Below are 15,275 nucleotides of genomic sequence, written 5' to 3'. Positions count from 1 at the left end.
GGCGGGCGGGCGCATAGGTGCCCGCCATGAGCACCAACACGCCTGCGATTTCCCGCGACGAAGCCACCCGCGGCTTCCTGTTTGCCCTGTCGGCCTATCTGATGTGGGGCTTCCTGCCCTTCTACATGAAGGCGGTGGCCCATATTCCGGCGCCCGAGGTGATCGCGCACCGCATCACCTGGTCGATCCCGATTGCAGCGTTGCTGTTGTGGTGGCTCGGCCGCACCTCCGACATCAAGACCGCCTTGCGCACCCCGCGCACTTTGGCGATGGGCACGCTGACGGCGACGCTGATCACCATCAACTGGGGCGTCTATGTCTGGGCGATCGGCAATGACCGGGCGCTCGAAACCGCACTCGGCTATTACATCAACCCGCTGTTTTCGGTGTTCCTCGGCGCTGTCGTGCTCGGCGAGAAGCTGACGCGGGCGCAGATGGTGGCGATCGGGCTTGCGGTGATCGCGGTGGCACTCCTGACCTGGGAAAGCGGCGGTTTGCCCTGGGTGTCGATCGTGCTGGCGCTGTCCTGGGGTTTTTACGCGCTGTTCAAGAAGACGCTGCCGATCGGCCCGGCGCAGGGCTTTTTCCTCGAAGTGCTGATCCTCGGCATCCCGGCGCTGGTCTACATTGCCTATCTCCAGGGCAGCGGCGTCGGCCATTTCGGCACCACCGGGATGACCGACGTCTGGCTGATGCTCGGCTGCGGCATCGTCACCGCCGTGCCGCTGATCCTGTTTGCCAATGGCGCCAAGCTGCTGCGCATGTCGACCATCGGCATCATGCAGTACATCGCGCCGACGATGATCTTCGTCATCGCCATCTTCATCTTCAGGGAGCCGTTCTCGAGCGAACGCGCGGTTGCCTTCGCCCTGATCTGGGCGGCACTGGCGATCTATACCTGGTCGATGTTTTCCGAGCGCGCCAAGAACGGCTGAGGTTCAGGAGAGGCCGGCCTGCAAATGGCCGTTGCCTGCGCTTCCGGTATTCGCGTACCCGAATGTGCGCTCCGCTCCGGTTCTCGGTAACGACCATCTTTGGCTCGGCCTGACCTGAACCAGGCCGAGCGTGGTTCGATCCGACCGCGAACCTACATCTTGTCGATGACCGACTGGACGCCTTCGGTCGGCGTGGAATCAGCACCCGCGGCGACCATGATCGCCGAGACCACCGCTTCCGGCTGGTCGACGACAAGCGGCTGGACCAGATGCGAGGTATGGACGAAACCCTCTGTCTTCATATGGTCGAGCAGCGTCAGCATCGGATCCCAGAAACCCTTGACGTTGGCAAAGACGATCGGCTTGCGGTGATGGCCGAGCTGGGCCCAGGTCATGATCTCGACGATCTCCTCGACCGTGCCGATGCCGCCGGGCAGTGCCACGAATGCGTCCGATTTCTCGAACATAAGATGTTTGCGCTCGTGCATGTTGTCGGTGACGATGACTTCGTCGAGCTTGGTCAGCGCGCTTTCCGTCGCTTCCCTGTTCATCAGGAAGCGCGGGATGATGCCGGTGACCTTGCCGCCGGCGCGCCGCGCGCCATCGGCGACAGCGCCCATGATGCCCTTGGTGCCGCCGCCATAGACGAGCCGGACGCCGGCCTTGGCAATCGAATGGCCGAGCAGGTGCCCGGCCTTGATGTAGACCTCGTCACGGCCCGGCGAGGAGCCACAATAGACGCAGATGGATCGAATCTTGTTCATCGGCTGATTGGGTATTGCCTCCACAGGCAGGGTCAAGCCCGAACCGGGCTTTTTCTTGTCGCTGCCGGCAAAACAAGGTATGCCCGGCGGGCGGCTAGGGGCAGAGGAATATGGCGATCAATCCGTTGAAGATTTTCCTACTCGCAGCAGGTGGCTCAGCCGCTGCTGCGACCGTTGCATATGTGTCGGGAGCACTCGATCCCTATCTGGCGCCGCCGGCCGCGATCGCGTCACTGCCGGCACCCGCGACAACGACGCCGACGAGCGACAAGCCCGCAGATCCGGCCAAGCCGGCAGCCGGCGCAGAGACGCCTGCCGCGGTCGCGCCGGCACCAGCAGCGCCTGCCGCAGCCGCTGCCGTGATCGCCCCGTCCTTCGACGTGGTGCGTGTCGAAAACAACGGCTCCGTGGTCATCGCCGGCAAGGCCGCCGGCAATTCCAAGGTCGAGATCGTTACCGGATCGAAGGTCATCGGTGCGGCGGTTGCCGGCGCTGACGGCGATTTCGCCGTCGTGCTCGACGATCCGCTGAAGCCGGGCGACTACCAGATCGTGCTGCGCGCAACCGCGCCTGACAATGTCGTGGCGACCTCGACGGAGACAGCGGTGGTTTCGGTGCCGTCCGATCCGGGTGGCCAGGTGCTGGCCCTGGTCGAGGAACCGGGCAAGCCGGCGCAGCTGATCACCGTGCCGAAGCCGGCTGACGCGCCGGCGGCGCCGGCCAGCGGCGAGCAGCAGGCCAGCGCGCCTGCGACCGCCCCCGCAGCAGAACCCGCACCGGCCAAGTCGGCCGCGCCGGCAGCGGAGATCAAGGTCGCCGTCGAGGCCGTCGAGATCGAAGGCAAGAAGATCTTCATCGCCGGCTCGGCCGATGCCGGGCGCAAGGTGCGCGCCTATGCCAACGAGATCCTGATCGGCGAGACGCAGACCTCGCCCGAAGGCCGCTTCCTGATCGAGGCCGAGCGTGAATTGCCGGTCGGCGACTACATCATCCGCGTCGACGCGCTCGAGCCGAACGGCGCCAAGGTCGTCGCCCGCGCCGCCGTGCCGTTCCAGCGCGAGCCGGGCGAGGCGGTGGCAGCGGTCGCGCCGCAACCGACGGTATCAGCAGCGCCGGCCGTCGATGCAACCGCGCCCGCAGCCGCAGCCGCACCCGCTGCTGAATCAACGGCCGAGGCCAAGACGGCGATGGCGGGCGAAGTACCTGCCAAGCCTGCAGACCCGGCTGCCGAAGCGACGGCAACTGCTCCGGCCGCCACGGCTACTGCCGACAAGCCGGCTGAAGTCGCCGCCGCACCTGTTGCGCCAGAGACCACGGCGCCCAAGCTCGAAGCCGTCAATGGCGCCGTCATCATCCGTCGCGGCGATTCCTTGTGGCGCATCTCGCGCCGCGTCTATGGCCACGGCGTGCGCTACTCCAACATCTATCTCGCCAATCAGGACCAGATCCAGGATCCGGACCGCATCTGGCCGGGCCAGGTGTTCCGCGTTCCGGAAAAGTCGAAAGAGGGTGAGGCCGCCAATATGGGCGCCATGGGCGAGCAGGCGATGCCGGCGCCCAAGCCGTAAGTGCCGGGAACGGTTTTCCGCTTTCCCGGTTGATTGGAAAGAGTTCATCGTCTATCGTCGATAAACGATGAATTCTTTCTCCTCCCCGCCATCCTGCTGCAGCTCCGTCACCGACGTGACGCAGAAGCTTGCCGCGCTGTCGCATCCGGCGCGGCTCGAAATCCTGAAATGCCTGGCCGGCGGCAGGTCATGCTGCTGCAAGGAAGTGGTCGAGCATCTCGACCTCGCCCAGTCGACAGTCTCGCAACATCTGAAAATCCTCGTCGAAGCCGGTCTGGTGCGTTACGCGCCGGAGCGGCAGCGCTCGCGTTATGAGATCGACCAGGCGGCGCTGCGCGCCGTCTCCGTGTCGGTCACGGCGCTGGTCGACACCTTTTGCGCCGCCGACGGCGTGCACATCTAATCAAGGCAAGCACAGTGGCCAGCAAAACCGTATCCGCCGAACGCGGCTCGACCTTCAGCACGATCAGGAACCTGTGGCCTTATATGTGGCCGGAAGACCGACCCGACCTCCGGGCGCGGGTCATCTGGGCGACGATCTTCCTGTTCGTCGCCAAGCTGACCCTGGTCGCCGGCCCGTATTTCTTCAAATGGGCGACCGATGCGCTCGCCGGCGACCAGCGTTCGCCTTTGCCGCTGCCGGCCTTCCTGGTGGCGCCGGTGATGCTGGTGATCGCCTACAATGTGGTGCGCATCGTCCAGCTCGGCTTCAACCAGCTGCGTGACGCGCTGTTTGCCCGCGTCGGCCAATATGCGGTGCGCCAGCTTGCCCACCGCACCTTCGTGCACATGCACCAGCTGTCGCTGCGCTTCCATCTCGAGCGCCGCACCGGCGGCCTGTCGCGCATCATCGAGCGCGGCACCAAGGGCATCGAGACGATCGTCCGTTTCACCATCCTCAACACCGCACCCACGGTGCTGGAATTCGGCCTCACCGCCGGCATCTTCGGTTTCGCCTATGGCTGGAAATATGTGGCCGTGGTGGCCGCGACGGTGTGGCTCTACACCTGGTTCACCGTCTGGGCGAGCGACTGGCGCATCGGCATCCGCCGCGAGATGAACGATTCCGACACCGACGCCAACACCAAGGCGATCGATTCGCTGCTCAATTTCGAGACGGTGAAGTATTTCAACAATGAGGCCATGGAGGCCGAGCGTTTCGACCGCTCGATGGCGCGCTACGAGACGGCGGCGACCCGCATCTGGACCTCGCTTGGCTGGCTGAATTTCGGCCAGGGCGTCATCTTCGGCATCGGCATGACCATCGTCATGGCCATGTCGGCGATGGAGGTGATGGCCGGCACCCAGACCGTCGGCGATTTCGTCTTCATCAACGCCATGCTGATGCAGCTGTCGGTGCCGCTCAACTTCATCGGCTTCATCTATCGCGAAATCCGCCAGGGCCTGACCGACATCGAACAGATGTTCGACCTGCTCGACGTCAGCCAAGAGGTGACGGACAAGCCGGATGCCAAGGCACTTGTCGTCGGCACCGGCCGCGTCGAGTTCCGCGACGTGCATTTCGCCTATGACCCGAACCGCCAGATCCTGAAGGGTGTCAGCTTCGAAGTGCCGGCCGGCAAGACGGTGGCGATCGTCGGTCCCTCGGGCGCCGGCAAGTCGACGATTTCGCGCCTGCTGTTCCGTTTCTACGACATTCAGCAGGGCGCGATCCTGATCGACGGCCAGGACATTCGCGACGTGTCGCAGCAGAGCCTGCGCGGAGCGATCGGCATGGTGCCGCAGGACACGGTGCTGTTCAACGACACCATCGCCTACAACATCCGCTATGGCCGGGTGAACGCCGACGAGGAGGATGTGCGCAAGGCAGCCGAGCTGGCGCAGATATCGGGCTTCATCCAGCGCCTGCCGGACGGCTACAAGGCGATGGTCGGCGAACGCGGCCTGAAGCTGTCGGGCGGCGAAAAGCAGCGCGTGGCGATCGCCCGCACCATCCTCAAGGCGCCGCCGATCCTGATGCTCGACGAGGCGACCTCCGCACTCGACACCCAGACCGAGCAGGAAATCCAGAGCGCGCTCGACCTGGTTAGCAAGGGCCGCACCACGCTCGTCATCGCCCACCGCCTGTCGACGGTGATCTCGGCCGACGAGATCATCGTGCTCGCCGATGGCGGCATCGCCGAGCGCGGCACCCACGCCGACCTGCTGGCGCAGGGCGGGCTCTACGCCTCGATGTGGGATCGCCAGCGCGAGGCGACCGAGGCCGAGGAACGCCTGCGCCAGGCCCGCGAGGGCGACGAGCTCGGCGTCGTCGTGCGCCGCCGCACGCCTGAGGTGACCAACGACGCGGAGTGAGCCGCCGGCTCGCTAGCCGGCTGAGACGAACAGCCTGCCATGATCAGGCTCGCATGATCATTTCTCATGCGAGCGGCGACAGCGCCGTTTGCCGCCGGCGATAGCGGTGGGCGCCGGCAATGCCGCGTTGCGGCTGACGGTCGTTTCCGGTAAGCACTCCGGGACTTCAACAGCAACGGCCTCCACTTCATGAGCATAGCCGACACGATCCGCAACGCCTTCGTTCCGGTCCATCGCGAGGGATATCCCTTCATTGCCGGATTTGCGGCTGTTGCCGTCCTGCTGGGCTTCTTTTCTACTTCGCTGTTCTGGATCGGCGCGATCCTGACGGCCTGGTGCGCCTATTTCTACCGTGACCCAGAGCGTGTCACCCCCGTTGACGACAGGCTGGTGATCAGCCCGGCCGACGGCGTGGTGTCGGCCGTCGGCCCCGCCGTGCCGCCGCGCGAACTCAATCTCGGCACCGCCGAGATGACCCGCATCTCGGTGTTCATGAATGTCTTTTCCGTGCACATCAACCGCGCCCCGGTGCGTGGCAAGATCGTCCGCATCGAGCATCGTCCCGGAAAGTTCCTCAATGCCGAGCTCGACAAGGCAAGCCAGGAAAACGAGCGCAACGGCATCGTCATCGACAGCCCCAACGGCCAGGTGGCGGCGGTGCAGATCGCCGGCCTCGTCGCCCGCCGCATCCTGTGCTGGGCCGATGTCGGCGGCAACATCGCCGTTGGCGAGCGTTTCGGCCTGATCCGCTTCGGCTCGCGCGTCGACGTCTTCCTGCCCAACCATGCGGTTGCCCGCGTTTCCGTCGGCCAGACCGCGGTCGCCGGCGAAACCGTGCTTGCCGAATTCGGCGGCGCCAGCCATCCGCCGCTGGTGCGGGTCTCCTGATGGTCGCGCCCTTCAAGCCCTTTGAACCGCATGGCAGCGGCGGACCGCGCATTCGCGAGATCCCGCTGCGCATGGTGCTGCCCAATCTGATCACCGTGCTGGCGATCTGCGCCGGCTTGTCGGGCATCCGGCTCGCCTTCGAGGGCCGCTTCGAATCGGCCGTCGTGATGGTGCTGCTGGCGGCCTTTCTCGACGGCATCGACGGCCGCCTGGCGCGCATGCTCAAGGCGACCTCGCGCTTTGGCGCGCAGATGGACTCGCTCGCCGACATCGTCAATTTCGGCGTCGTGCCGGCGCTGGTGCTCTACGCCTACCTGCTCGACAAGGCCGGCTCGCTCGGCTGGATCGCGACGCTGTTGTTTGCCATCGCCATGGGGCTGAGGCTGGCGCGCTTCAACGTGCTCGACGAAGATCTAGACCGGCCGGCATGGCAGGCCGAATATTTCGTCGGCGTGCCGGCGCCGATCGGCGCCATCACCTTGATGCTGCCGATGTATCTCGGCTTCCTCGGCCTCGAAGGCACTCGCAACGCCGCCTACATCGCCACCGTTTTCACCATTCTGGTCGCCTTCCTGCTGGTCAGCCGCTTGCCCGTTTATTCCGGCAAGAAGCTGAAGATCAAACGCGAGCACCTGCTGCCTGTCATGCTTTTGGCGGTGTTCTACGTGCTGCTTCTGACCGTCTATCCCTGGCAGACGCTGACCGCCTCGGTCGGCGCATATCTGATCTTCCTGCCGCTCAGCGCCAGCGCCTATGCGCGCCGCTCCAAGCTCGAAGCTGCTGCAGCTGCGGCTGCGGCCGAAGCGGCTGAAACGCCCGCCGAACCCAAGGCCTAGTCGGGACAGTTTTGAGCCGTACCGAAGCGACGTCGCTGAGACCCTAGGATTCATTCCGTGATGCTGCAGCAGTGCACAGACGGTTGAGAAAGCCTGCACTTTCCTCCACCCGGATCACGCCCTTTACCCTCACGGCATGGATCCTCGGGTCAGGCCCGAGGATGACGAAGCGGGGACGTTGCCGGCTATTCTCCAACGCCTGTCTCGAGCCAATAGGAAACGTCGCAGATTGGCGGAGAACGCCACCTGCCTTCGTCATCCTAGGGCGGAGCAGGAGCGCAGCTCCGTCGCGGAGACCCTGGGATCCATGCCGTGACATTACCGCCAGGCTCAAGCCGTCACGAACGTGTGTTCTTTCTCAACCCTGCATAACATTCCTCACCCTCACGGCATGGAACCTCCGGTCAAGCCTCTGGGATGACGAATTGGAGGTCCTGCGTCAGGCCGCCAGCCCGAGCTGGTCGAGCGCCAGGCGGCGGGCGGCGACATAGTCCGTCTTGCCCGAGCCGAGCACCGGGATTTCATGCACCTTGATGATGTCGTGCGGCACCATCAGCTCGGTGGCGCCGGCCTGCTTGCCATGGAGGCGCAGGGCCTCGGCATCGGCATTTCCGGCTGTCGTGACCAGCACGATGCGCTCGCCCCGGCGCTTGTCGGGCACGGCGACCGCGGCGTGGCGCTGTTCCGGCCACAGCGCCTGGACCAGCATCTCGACCGCGCCGAGCGACACCATTTCGCCGGCGATCTTGGCGAAACGCTTGGCGCGGCCCTTGATGGTGATGAAACCCTCGCGGTCGACCGAGACGATGTCGCCGGTGTCGTGCCAGCCGTCGAGCGGCTGCAATTCGCCCGGCCGGTCCGATGTCATGTAGCCCATCATCAGGTTGGGGCCGGTGAGCCAGAGCTGGCCGCCCTCGGCGACGCCCTCGACCTCTTCGAGGCGCATGCGCATGCCGGGCAGCAGCCGCCCGACGGTGCCGTCGCGGCCATGCGTCGCCGTGTTGACGGCAACGACGGGTGCGGCCTCGGTCAGGCCGAAACCCTCGATGATCTCGGCATTGAAGCGGCTGCGCCAGACCCGGCGCGTCTCCGCCCTGACAGGTTCGGCGCCGGCGACGACAAAACGCAGGCTGGAAAAATCGCCGTCCTCGGCGGTGCGGGCATAGGCGGCGAGGAAGGTGTCGGTGCCGAACATGATCGTCGGACGGATCTTGCGCGCGACATCGGGAATGATCTTGTAGTGCAGCGGCGAGGGGTAGAGGAACAGCCTGATGCCGGTCAGAAGCGGCAGGATGGTGCCGCCGGTGAGGCCGAAGGAGTGGAACACCGGCAGCACGTTGAACAGCTTGTCTTTTGGCGAGATGCTGATGCGCGCTTCGGCCTGCATGGCATTGGCGACGAGGTTGCGGTGCGACAGCACCACCGCCTTGGGCGTGCCCTCGGAGCCTGAGGTGAACAGGATGACGGCCGGCTTTGACGCATCCTGTGGCGCAAGCGGCCGCGACCATTGCAGGGCGGCCGTCAGCTTTTCCTGCGTCGTGACGCTGTCGCGCAGCTCCTCCAGCCAGACGATCTTGGCGCCGGCCTGTTCTGCCGCCGCAACGACGTCGCCGAGATCGGCCTTCTGGACGAAGGCGCGTGATGAGACGATGGTCGTGATCGCCGCTGTCTTCACCGCCGAGGCGACATTGGCGGCTCCCGCCGTGTAGTTGATCATCGCGGCGACGCGGCCGGCCGAGATCAGGCCGAGCATCGCAAGCACCACGCCATTGGCGTTGGGCAACAGGATGCCCACGGCTTCGCCCTGTTTGGACATGGCTTCGAAGCGGCTGCCGAGCACGCGCGCGCCGACAAGCAGCTTGCGGTAGCTGAGCGCGCCGCTGACGACATCCTCGACGATCGGCTGCGACGGGCCGTAGCGCCTGGCAGCGTCGACCATTGCGCCGAACACGCCCCTGTCGAGATCGGTGCCGGCAAGGCGGGCCTCGGCGAAGCGGTCGAACAGGGCGTTGGCCGTCGTCGTCTGGCTGTAGCCGGCGCGCTGCAGCAGCTCGGCCATGGTCATCGGGGCGAGGGCTGATATCCGGAGGCGCTGGAACCAGTGGCGCGGCGCCCGTTCGGCCGGCGCCAGCGAAAACGGCAGGTGGCGGGCGCCGCTGACGAAGATCGGCACGATGCGCGCGTCGGCCTGCATGGCGATGCGGGCGACGGCGCGGAACAGCCGGAAGGCTTTGACGTCGGGCTCGACGGTGTCGGGCAGGTAGACGGCGAGGCGGCCCTTGCCGCGCAACACGCGAACCAGCCGGCGGCTGACGAAGACATGCTCGGCGTTGAAGGCGATGGTGCGGCCAAGCTCGCGCCACGGCTCGAGCCAGAACGCCTGGGCCGAAGCATCGTCGAGGATATGCAGCGTCTGATCGGGCAGCAGCGACAGCATCAGTGCCGGTTCGAGGCGCGACTGGTGTGAAATGACATAGATGACGGGCGCTTCGGCGTCGCGGGCCTGGATCAGCGCGCGGTCCTCGATCCGGTAGATCAGCTTGAGCGGCAGATAGAGCAGCGCCTGGCGGAAGCGGATGCCGCGTCCGTGCATCAAGACGCCTGATGCAAGCATCCATGCCGCAACGAAGCCGAGCACAATTGCACTGGCCAGGACCATGCCGCACCTCCCAATGCACGCGAAGCCCACCGCGCGCATCGAAACTAGACGATGACGGCGCAACGTCAATGCGCATCGTCATTCCCCACCCCCGCTGCCATCAGGCCCGCTGCCGTCGGGCCTTGGCACCAGGACAGGAAAAAGCCGGTCTTGCGACCGGCTTGAAGCAGAGGGACGGGTGGAGGGGATGGGGGGATGGGGCAACCCGTCCTGAGCCCAACAACGCGGTCGCTAACATTTGGTTCCACGGCAATCATGCTTTTTGTGATTCTTTTTCGATCGGGCCGGGCAGGGGGCAGTTCTCGCCGGCTGACGGTATCCTTCTGCGCAGCCGGAAGTGCGCTGCCGGCGAGCGGCGACGATGGGGCCTGATGTGTTCGAGCATCTGGTTTCGGGCGCAACCAGGACAAGCTGCTCACCTTTACCGGATCGCTTGCAGTATTCGGCATGACGTATTGACCGCGACCCTCGCCAAGGCGATGTTCATATTAGACCGTGCTTGTAAGTCCGTGTTTAGTCGCGCCGCTCCTGCCAACTTGGAAAGGCGACGGAGGCCCTGATGCCCAATACTCTAGACAGACAGTATGTTGAGGATCACCTAGGCGCTCACAATTACGAGTCCTTCGGGCGCAGCATTGTTGCAGCTGTTCTCGAAGAGGCGCTGGAGCAAAGAAGCCGGGACGGCGGAGGAGACCTGAAGTTCAAGGTCGAGACCAAGCTCGAAGCGACATCCTCCGGCTGCACCTGGCTCATCATGATCGTCAATGGCCGGCGGATCAGGATCCATCAGCCACCCATTACCAGCTTCTAGACGTTCTGGCCCGGAAGCGGGCTGCATCAGGCGACGGCAGGCACCAAGCGGCGCGTCCTGTCGCGAACCGCCATATCGATGCGGTCGTCGCGCCGGTCCAGGCAGAGAAGCAGCCGAGAGACGGAGAACGTGCCCGTGCCGGAGGTCGCGACCGCCGACAGGTCGGGCAGGCGGCTGTGTTCGTGCGAGCAACAGGGCTCTTTCTTCCACCCCGCTCCGCATTCCTCCGCACGCCTCACATTCCTCACCTTCACGGCAGGATCTCGAATTGCCACTGGCTGTCTAGCTCGTTTCACGGCGGAATTTTCCGCCAGTCGCGAACCGATCAGCCGAGCGGGCGTCGCGCCAGGCGTGCCAGAACACCGCGCCAAGCACGATGGCGCCGCCGAAAAGGCTCGCCGTCGGCGGCAGCTCGGCCAGGAACAGCCAGGCGAAGAAGATGCCGAACGGTACCTCGGTCGTGCCGAGCAGGCCCGCCTCCGCTGCCGGAATGCGGCGCGCGCCTTCGGTCCACAGGATGACGGCAAGGGCGAAGGTGAAGCCGAAGAAAACGAGCGGCGCGATGCTCGACCGTGGCACGGTGAGCGGATCGCTCAGAAGCCATGCCGGGATCACGCCGAGAAAGGCGGAAACGGCCCCCGCCCAGACGACGGAGGCGTTGCGGAACCGCCTGACGAGGGCGGCGTAGAAGGCAAACAGGCAGGTCATCATCAGCGCCAGCGCATCGCCGAAGGCATGGCCGCCGCCGAGGCCGGACCAGAACATGATGGCGACGCCGGCGAGGCACACCGTCGCTGCCACTGCCGTCTGGCGCCGGAACACCTCGCCGGCGATCACCCAGGCGAAGAGGGCGACGACGAACGGAACGGTGGCGTAGATGACCACGACATTGGCGACATAGGTGTTCTTGAAGGCGGCGATGAAGGCGACGCTGGAGATCGTGCCCAGCACGGCCAGCAGCCAGCCCTGCCAGCCGAGATGCAGGCTTTCGCCCGTGCCGTTTCGCCGTCGCCACAGCACATAGGCCGATATCAGCATGCCGCCGACCAGCCCGCGCCAGGAGGTGATGGTCAGGGGATCGGCGTCGACCGACTTTGTCAGGATGCCGGCAAGGCCGAAAACGGCCGCCGATGCTGCCACAAGCAGCATGCCGAGCCGGTGCTGCGCGGCGGTTTCGCTTGCTGTCGTCATCCTCTTTTCCCGGTCAGGGGCCCAGTCTGTCGGGTCCAGCCTATCCCAGGGCACTGCCAGCCTGCTGTCAGCAGGCCGGCATGCTAGGGTGGCTGCCAGGATGGTACGCCACGTCGACCGGGAGGAAAATGATGGATGCTGCTGGGTTGAAGGCGCTGCAGGCGCCGATGAAGGACGCCTATCGCGCGGATGCCGGGCGCGCCCTGATCACGCTTCGGGCGCGCGGCGCCGTCGACGAGCAGTCGATTTCCTGCAAGGTCGACACCGGCAAGGCAATCGTCACCGCCGGGCTGCACCCGGCGACGGGCGGCAGCGGAATGGAGCTGTGCTCGGGCGACATGCTGCTCGAGGCACTGGTCGCCTGCGCCGGCGTGACCCTGAAGGCGGTGGCGACCGCACTCGAGTTCCGCCTCGGTGAAGCCGTGGTGTCGGCCGAGGGCGACCTCGATTTTCGCGGCACGCTCGGCGTCGCCAGGGATGCGCCGGTCGGCTTTCGCGCCATCCGGCTTGCCTTCAAGCTCGACACCGACGAGCCGCAGGAGCGCATCGATGCTCTGATCAGGCTGACCGAACGTTATTGCGTGGTGTTCCAGACATTGAACGTCCGGCCGGAACTGAGCGTTTCGGCCGAACGCTAAGGTTCGGGACGTACAGTTGCGCCGACCCCTTGCGGCGAACGTTGACGCCCGGCGCGCCTCAGATGTGCAAAGGCTCACCGGGTGGCGGTGAGCCTTCACAGATCAGCTGTTCCAGGCGCCGCGGCCTGACGCTTGCCATCAATTGGCGGCGAAGCAGTAGAACAGGGCGTCGCCGCCGGTTCCCTTCAGCGCTTCCTGGCTGCAGCCGCCGCGCGAGGCATGCGACGAGTTCCAGGATTTGGCCGCCGCGGAATCGTCGAGGCCCATGCGGTCGTGATGGCCCATCATCGCAGCACCTTCGGTGCCGTCGAGGGTCCAGTCGCCGCAGGTCTGGTCGGCGATGCGGGTGCCGTCGGGTTTGGAACCGGTCAATATGTCGTGCTTGTTGGGCTGGTCGCCGCGGCCATTGATGGTGTTGCCCTTCTCATCGAGGGCGGTTTCCTTGTTGATGTTGTTGGCGTCGCTGTGCAGCGACGCCACGTCGTCGGCGATCTTCTGGCCCTTGGCGTTGACCCATGGTCCCTGGCCGATGCGGTCCCTGGCGTCGACGTCCTTGGTCGAGAGATAGGCGTGCCAGGTCTTGCCGGTCGAGCCCGCGGCCTCGGCCAGGCTCTGGCAATGGGCGTCGGCGCCAGCGAGGCCGCCGAGATTGGCGCCCTTGCCGATGCCGCTGCTGGTGACGAAGAAGCTCATCGTGGCGTCCTGCGCGCTGGCCGCCGACAGGCCTGATAAAAGCAGCGCAGACATCAGAAGAATGCGTTTCATCGCGTGGTCCTCCCTCATTTTCTTGATTTGAGGGCCGCAAAACTAGGACTGGCCGAATTCACCGGCCAATCACGCTTGCGTGTCGCTACATCGGCCAGACCAGCATCAGCATCGGCACGGCGACGACGATGACCAGCAGCGACAGCGGCAGGCCGAGGCGCGGATAATCGGAGAATTTGTAGCCGCCGGGGCCCATGACAAGGGTGTTGCACTGGTGGCCGATGGGGGTGAGGAAATCACAGCCGGCGCCGATCGCCACCGCCATCAGGAAGGCTTCGGGGCGGAAGCCGAGCGTGGTGGCAAATCCGGCGGCAATCGGTGCCACGACGAGCACGGTGGCGGCATTGTTGAGGAACGGCGTGACCGCCATCGCCACGACCATGATCAATGTCAGCGCCCCGGCAGGCGGCAGCGTCGAGGCGAATTCGGCGAGCCAGGCCGAGATGATGTCGGTGGCGCCGGTCCGGCGCAGCGAGTCGCTGACCGGGATGAGGGCGGCGAGCATCACCAGGATCGGGCCATCGATGGCGCCATAGACTTCGCGCAGCGGGATGACGCGAAACAGCACCATGGCGACAGCGGCGGTGAAGAAGGCGAGCGGCACCGGCAAAAGGCCAAGGGCGGTGGCGCCCATCGCGGCGACGAGAATGGCGAGGGGCACGACGCCGCGCCTGACGCTGCCGAGCAGGATCGGGCGCTCGGCCAAGGGCAGGCAGCCGAGCTCGCGCAATATGTCGGGCATCGTCTGCGGGTTGCCCTGCAGCACGACGACGTCGCCGAGGCGCAGGATGACGGCGCCGAGCCGCTCCTGGATGCGTTCGCCCTTGCGGCTGACCGCCAGCAGGTTGACGTTGAAACGGTCGTAGAGCGCCAGGCGTTGTGCCGAGCCGCCGATCAGGGTCGAGTGTTCGCCGATGATCGCCTCGACGGCGGTGGCCGCATGCTTGCCGCCGGCGGAATCACGGCTGCCGGTGACGCTGAGCTTGGACTGGGTGACGATGCGGTCGAGCGCTTCAGGGGCGCCCTCGATCAATAGGATGTCGCCCTCGCGCAGCACGACGTCGGGGAACGGCGTCACATGCAGGGCGCGCGAGCGCAGGATAGAGGTTACCACCGCGCGGCTACCGCCGAGCTTCAACAGGTCGGCCAGCGACTTGCCGACGACGGTGGAGTCGGCGACCAGGCGGGCCTCGGTGACGTAGTTGTTGACGTCGAGCGCCTCGTGGATCGAGGCCGAGGCGCGGGTGCGGATCGGCAGGAGCCAGTAGAACAGCACCAGGAAGACGAGGCCGGCGACGGCAAGTGCTGCGCCGACAGGGGTGAAGTCGAACATCGAGAAGGCGTCGCCGGTCATGTCCTGGCGCACGCGCGACACGACGATGTTGGGCGAGGTGCCGACCAGCGTCATCAGCCCGCCGAGCAGCGAGCCGAAGGCCATCGGCATCAGGAAAACCGAGGGCGAGGTGTTGGAGCGGCGGGCGAACTGGAAGGCGATGGGGATCATGATCGCCAGCGCGCCGATGTTCTTCACGAAGGCGGACAGGATGGTGACGATGATCACCAAAAGCGCCAATTGCGCCCTGACGCTCGAGACGTCGGGGGCGAAGCGCTGGATGGCATATTCCATGATGCCCGAGCGCGCGACGCCGGCGCTGACCAGAAGTGCCGAGCCGACGATGATGACGATGTCGTCGCTGAAGCCGCTGAACGCTTCGGCCTGCGGCACGATGCCGATCGCAACCGCTGCGATAAGTGCGCCGCAGGCGACGAGATCGTAACGGAACCGGCCCCAGACGAATGCCGCCATCATCAGCGCTATGACGGCGAAGGACATCAACTGGTCGGTGGTCATGCGGCCGATGTCCCCCACATCAGTATAGAGCGCCCGGGCGCCTGGGCATAGA

Annotated in this window: 13 protein-coding genes; 8 read left to right on the top strand and 5 right to left on the bottom strand. The window is 65.6% G+C overall.

Going from position 1 to position 15,275, the window contains the following annotated elements; genetic code table 11:
• Positions 1-17: 17 nt before the first annotated feature.
• Complete coding sequence (gene rarD, locus H5P29_RS23670) at positions 18-935, top strand: EamA family transporter RarD (RefSeq protein WP_371818586.1); 918 nt, start codon at positions 18-20, stop codon at positions 933-935.
• A gap of 152 nt (positions 936-1,087) precedes the next feature.
• Here rarD and H5P29_RS23665 read toward each other — a convergent pair whose 3' ends face one another.
• Positions 1,088-1,699 carry a TIGR00730 family Rossman fold protein gene (locus H5P29_RS23665; protein ID WP_067964119.1) on the bottom strand — a complete coding sequence of 204 codons (612 nt, stop codon included), beginning with the start codon at positions 1,697-1,699 and terminating at the stop codon, positions 1,088-1,090.
• A gap of 110 nt (positions 1,700-1,809) precedes the next feature.
• Between H5P29_RS23665 and H5P29_RS23660 the strand changes: the two genes are divergently transcribed.
• The 5 genes from H5P29_RS23660 to pssA all read left to right on the top strand — a co-directional run bounded on the left by H5P29_RS23660 (position 1,810) and on the right by pssA (position 7,307).
• Positions 1,810-3,267 (top strand): LysM peptidoglycan-binding domain-containing protein, encoded by a 1,458-nt coding sequence (locus H5P29_RS23660; protein WP_154385077.1) that lies wholly within the window; start codon positions 1,810-1,812, stop codon positions 3,265-3,267.
• A gap of 67 nt (positions 3,268-3,334) precedes the next feature.
• Positions 3,335-3,670, top strand: a complete 336-nt coding sequence (locus tag H5P29_RS23655) for a helix-turn-helix transcriptional regulator (RefSeq protein WP_154385078.1) — start codon at positions 3,335-3,337, stop codon at positions 3,668-3,670.
• 14 nt (positions 3,671-3,684) lie between these two features.
• Positions 3,685-5,583, top strand: coding sequence for an ABC transporter ATP-binding protein/permease (locus H5P29_RS23650; protein ID WP_067964112.1), 1,899 nt, complete (start codon positions 3,685-3,687; stop codon positions 5,581-5,583).
• Positions 5,584-5,772: 189 nt separating this feature from the next.
• Positions 5,773-6,471, top strand: a complete 699-nt coding sequence (locus H5P29_RS23645; protein WP_067964110.1) for a phosphatidylserine decarboxylase — start codon at positions 5,773-5,775, stop codon at positions 6,469-6,471.
• A complete protein-coding gene (gene pssA / locus H5P29_RS23640; RefSeq protein ID WP_154385080.1) occupies positions 6,471-7,307 on the top strand; it encodes a CDP-diacylglycerol--serine O-phosphatidyltransferase in 837 nt (278 codons plus the stop codon). The genes H5P29_RS23645 and pssA overlap by 1 nt, the downstream gene beginning before the upstream one ends.
• 439 nt (positions 7,308-7,746) lie before the next feature.
• Here the strand turns inward: pssA and H5P29_RS23635 are convergent, their stop codons facing one another.
• A complete protein-coding gene (locus tag H5P29_RS23635; RefSeq protein WP_067964106.1) occupies positions 7,747-9,966 on the bottom strand; it encodes an AMP-binding protein in 2,220 nt (739 codons plus the stop codon).
• A gap of 559 nt (positions 9,967-10,525) precedes the next feature.
• Here H5P29_RS23635 and H5P29_RS23630 point away from each other — a divergent pair.
• Positions 10,526-10,777, top strand: a complete 252-nt coding sequence (locus tag H5P29_RS23630) for a hypothetical protein (protein ID WP_067964104.1) — start codon at positions 10,526-10,528, stop codon at positions 10,775-10,777.
• A gap of 282 nt (positions 10,778-11,059) precedes the next feature.
• On the opposite strand, the gene H5P29_RS23625 is transcribed toward H5P29_RS23630, so the two are convergent.
• Entirely contained in the window at positions 11,060-11,968 is a 909-nt protein-coding gene (locus H5P29_RS23625; protein WP_154385081.1) for a DMT family transporter, read from the bottom strand.
• A gap of 131 nt (positions 11,969-12,099) precedes the next feature.
• On the opposite strand from H5P29_RS23625, the gene H5P29_RS23620 reads away from it, so the two are divergent.
• Positions 12,100-12,606 carry an OsmC family protein gene (locus H5P29_RS23620; protein WP_067964099.1) on the top strand — a complete coding sequence of 169 codons (507 nt, stop codon included), beginning with the start codon at positions 12,100-12,102 and terminating at the stop codon, positions 12,604-12,606.
• A 138-nt stretch (positions 12,607-12,744) separates the two neighbouring features.
• On the opposite strand, the gene H5P29_RS23615 is transcribed toward H5P29_RS23620, so the two are convergent.
• Both H5P29_RS23615 and H5P29_RS23610 read right to left on the bottom strand, forming a co-directional pair.
• A complete protein-coding gene (locus H5P29_RS23615) occupies positions 12,745-13,371 on the bottom strand; it encodes a hypothetical protein (RefSeq protein WP_067964097.1) in 627 nt (208 codons plus the stop codon).
• Between the two features lie 85 nt (positions 13,372-13,456).
• Positions 13,457-15,223: an SLC13 family permease gene (locus H5P29_RS23610; protein ID WP_067964095.1), complete on the bottom strand. Its 1,767-nt coding sequence runs from the start codon at positions 15,221-15,223 to the stop codon at positions 13,457-13,459.
• Positions 15,224-15,275: the final 52 nt, after the last annotated feature.

Origin of the sequence: Aminobacter sp. MDW-2 (assembly GCF_014250155.1) — a bacterium.
In the GTDB taxonomy this organism is placed as follows: domain Bacteria; phylum Pseudomonadota; class Alphaproteobacteria; order Rhizobiales; family Rhizobiaceae; genus Aminobacter; species Aminobacter ciceronei.
Note: the sequence above shows the minus strand (reverse complement) of the source record. Positions and strands in the feature narration are given on the sequence as shown.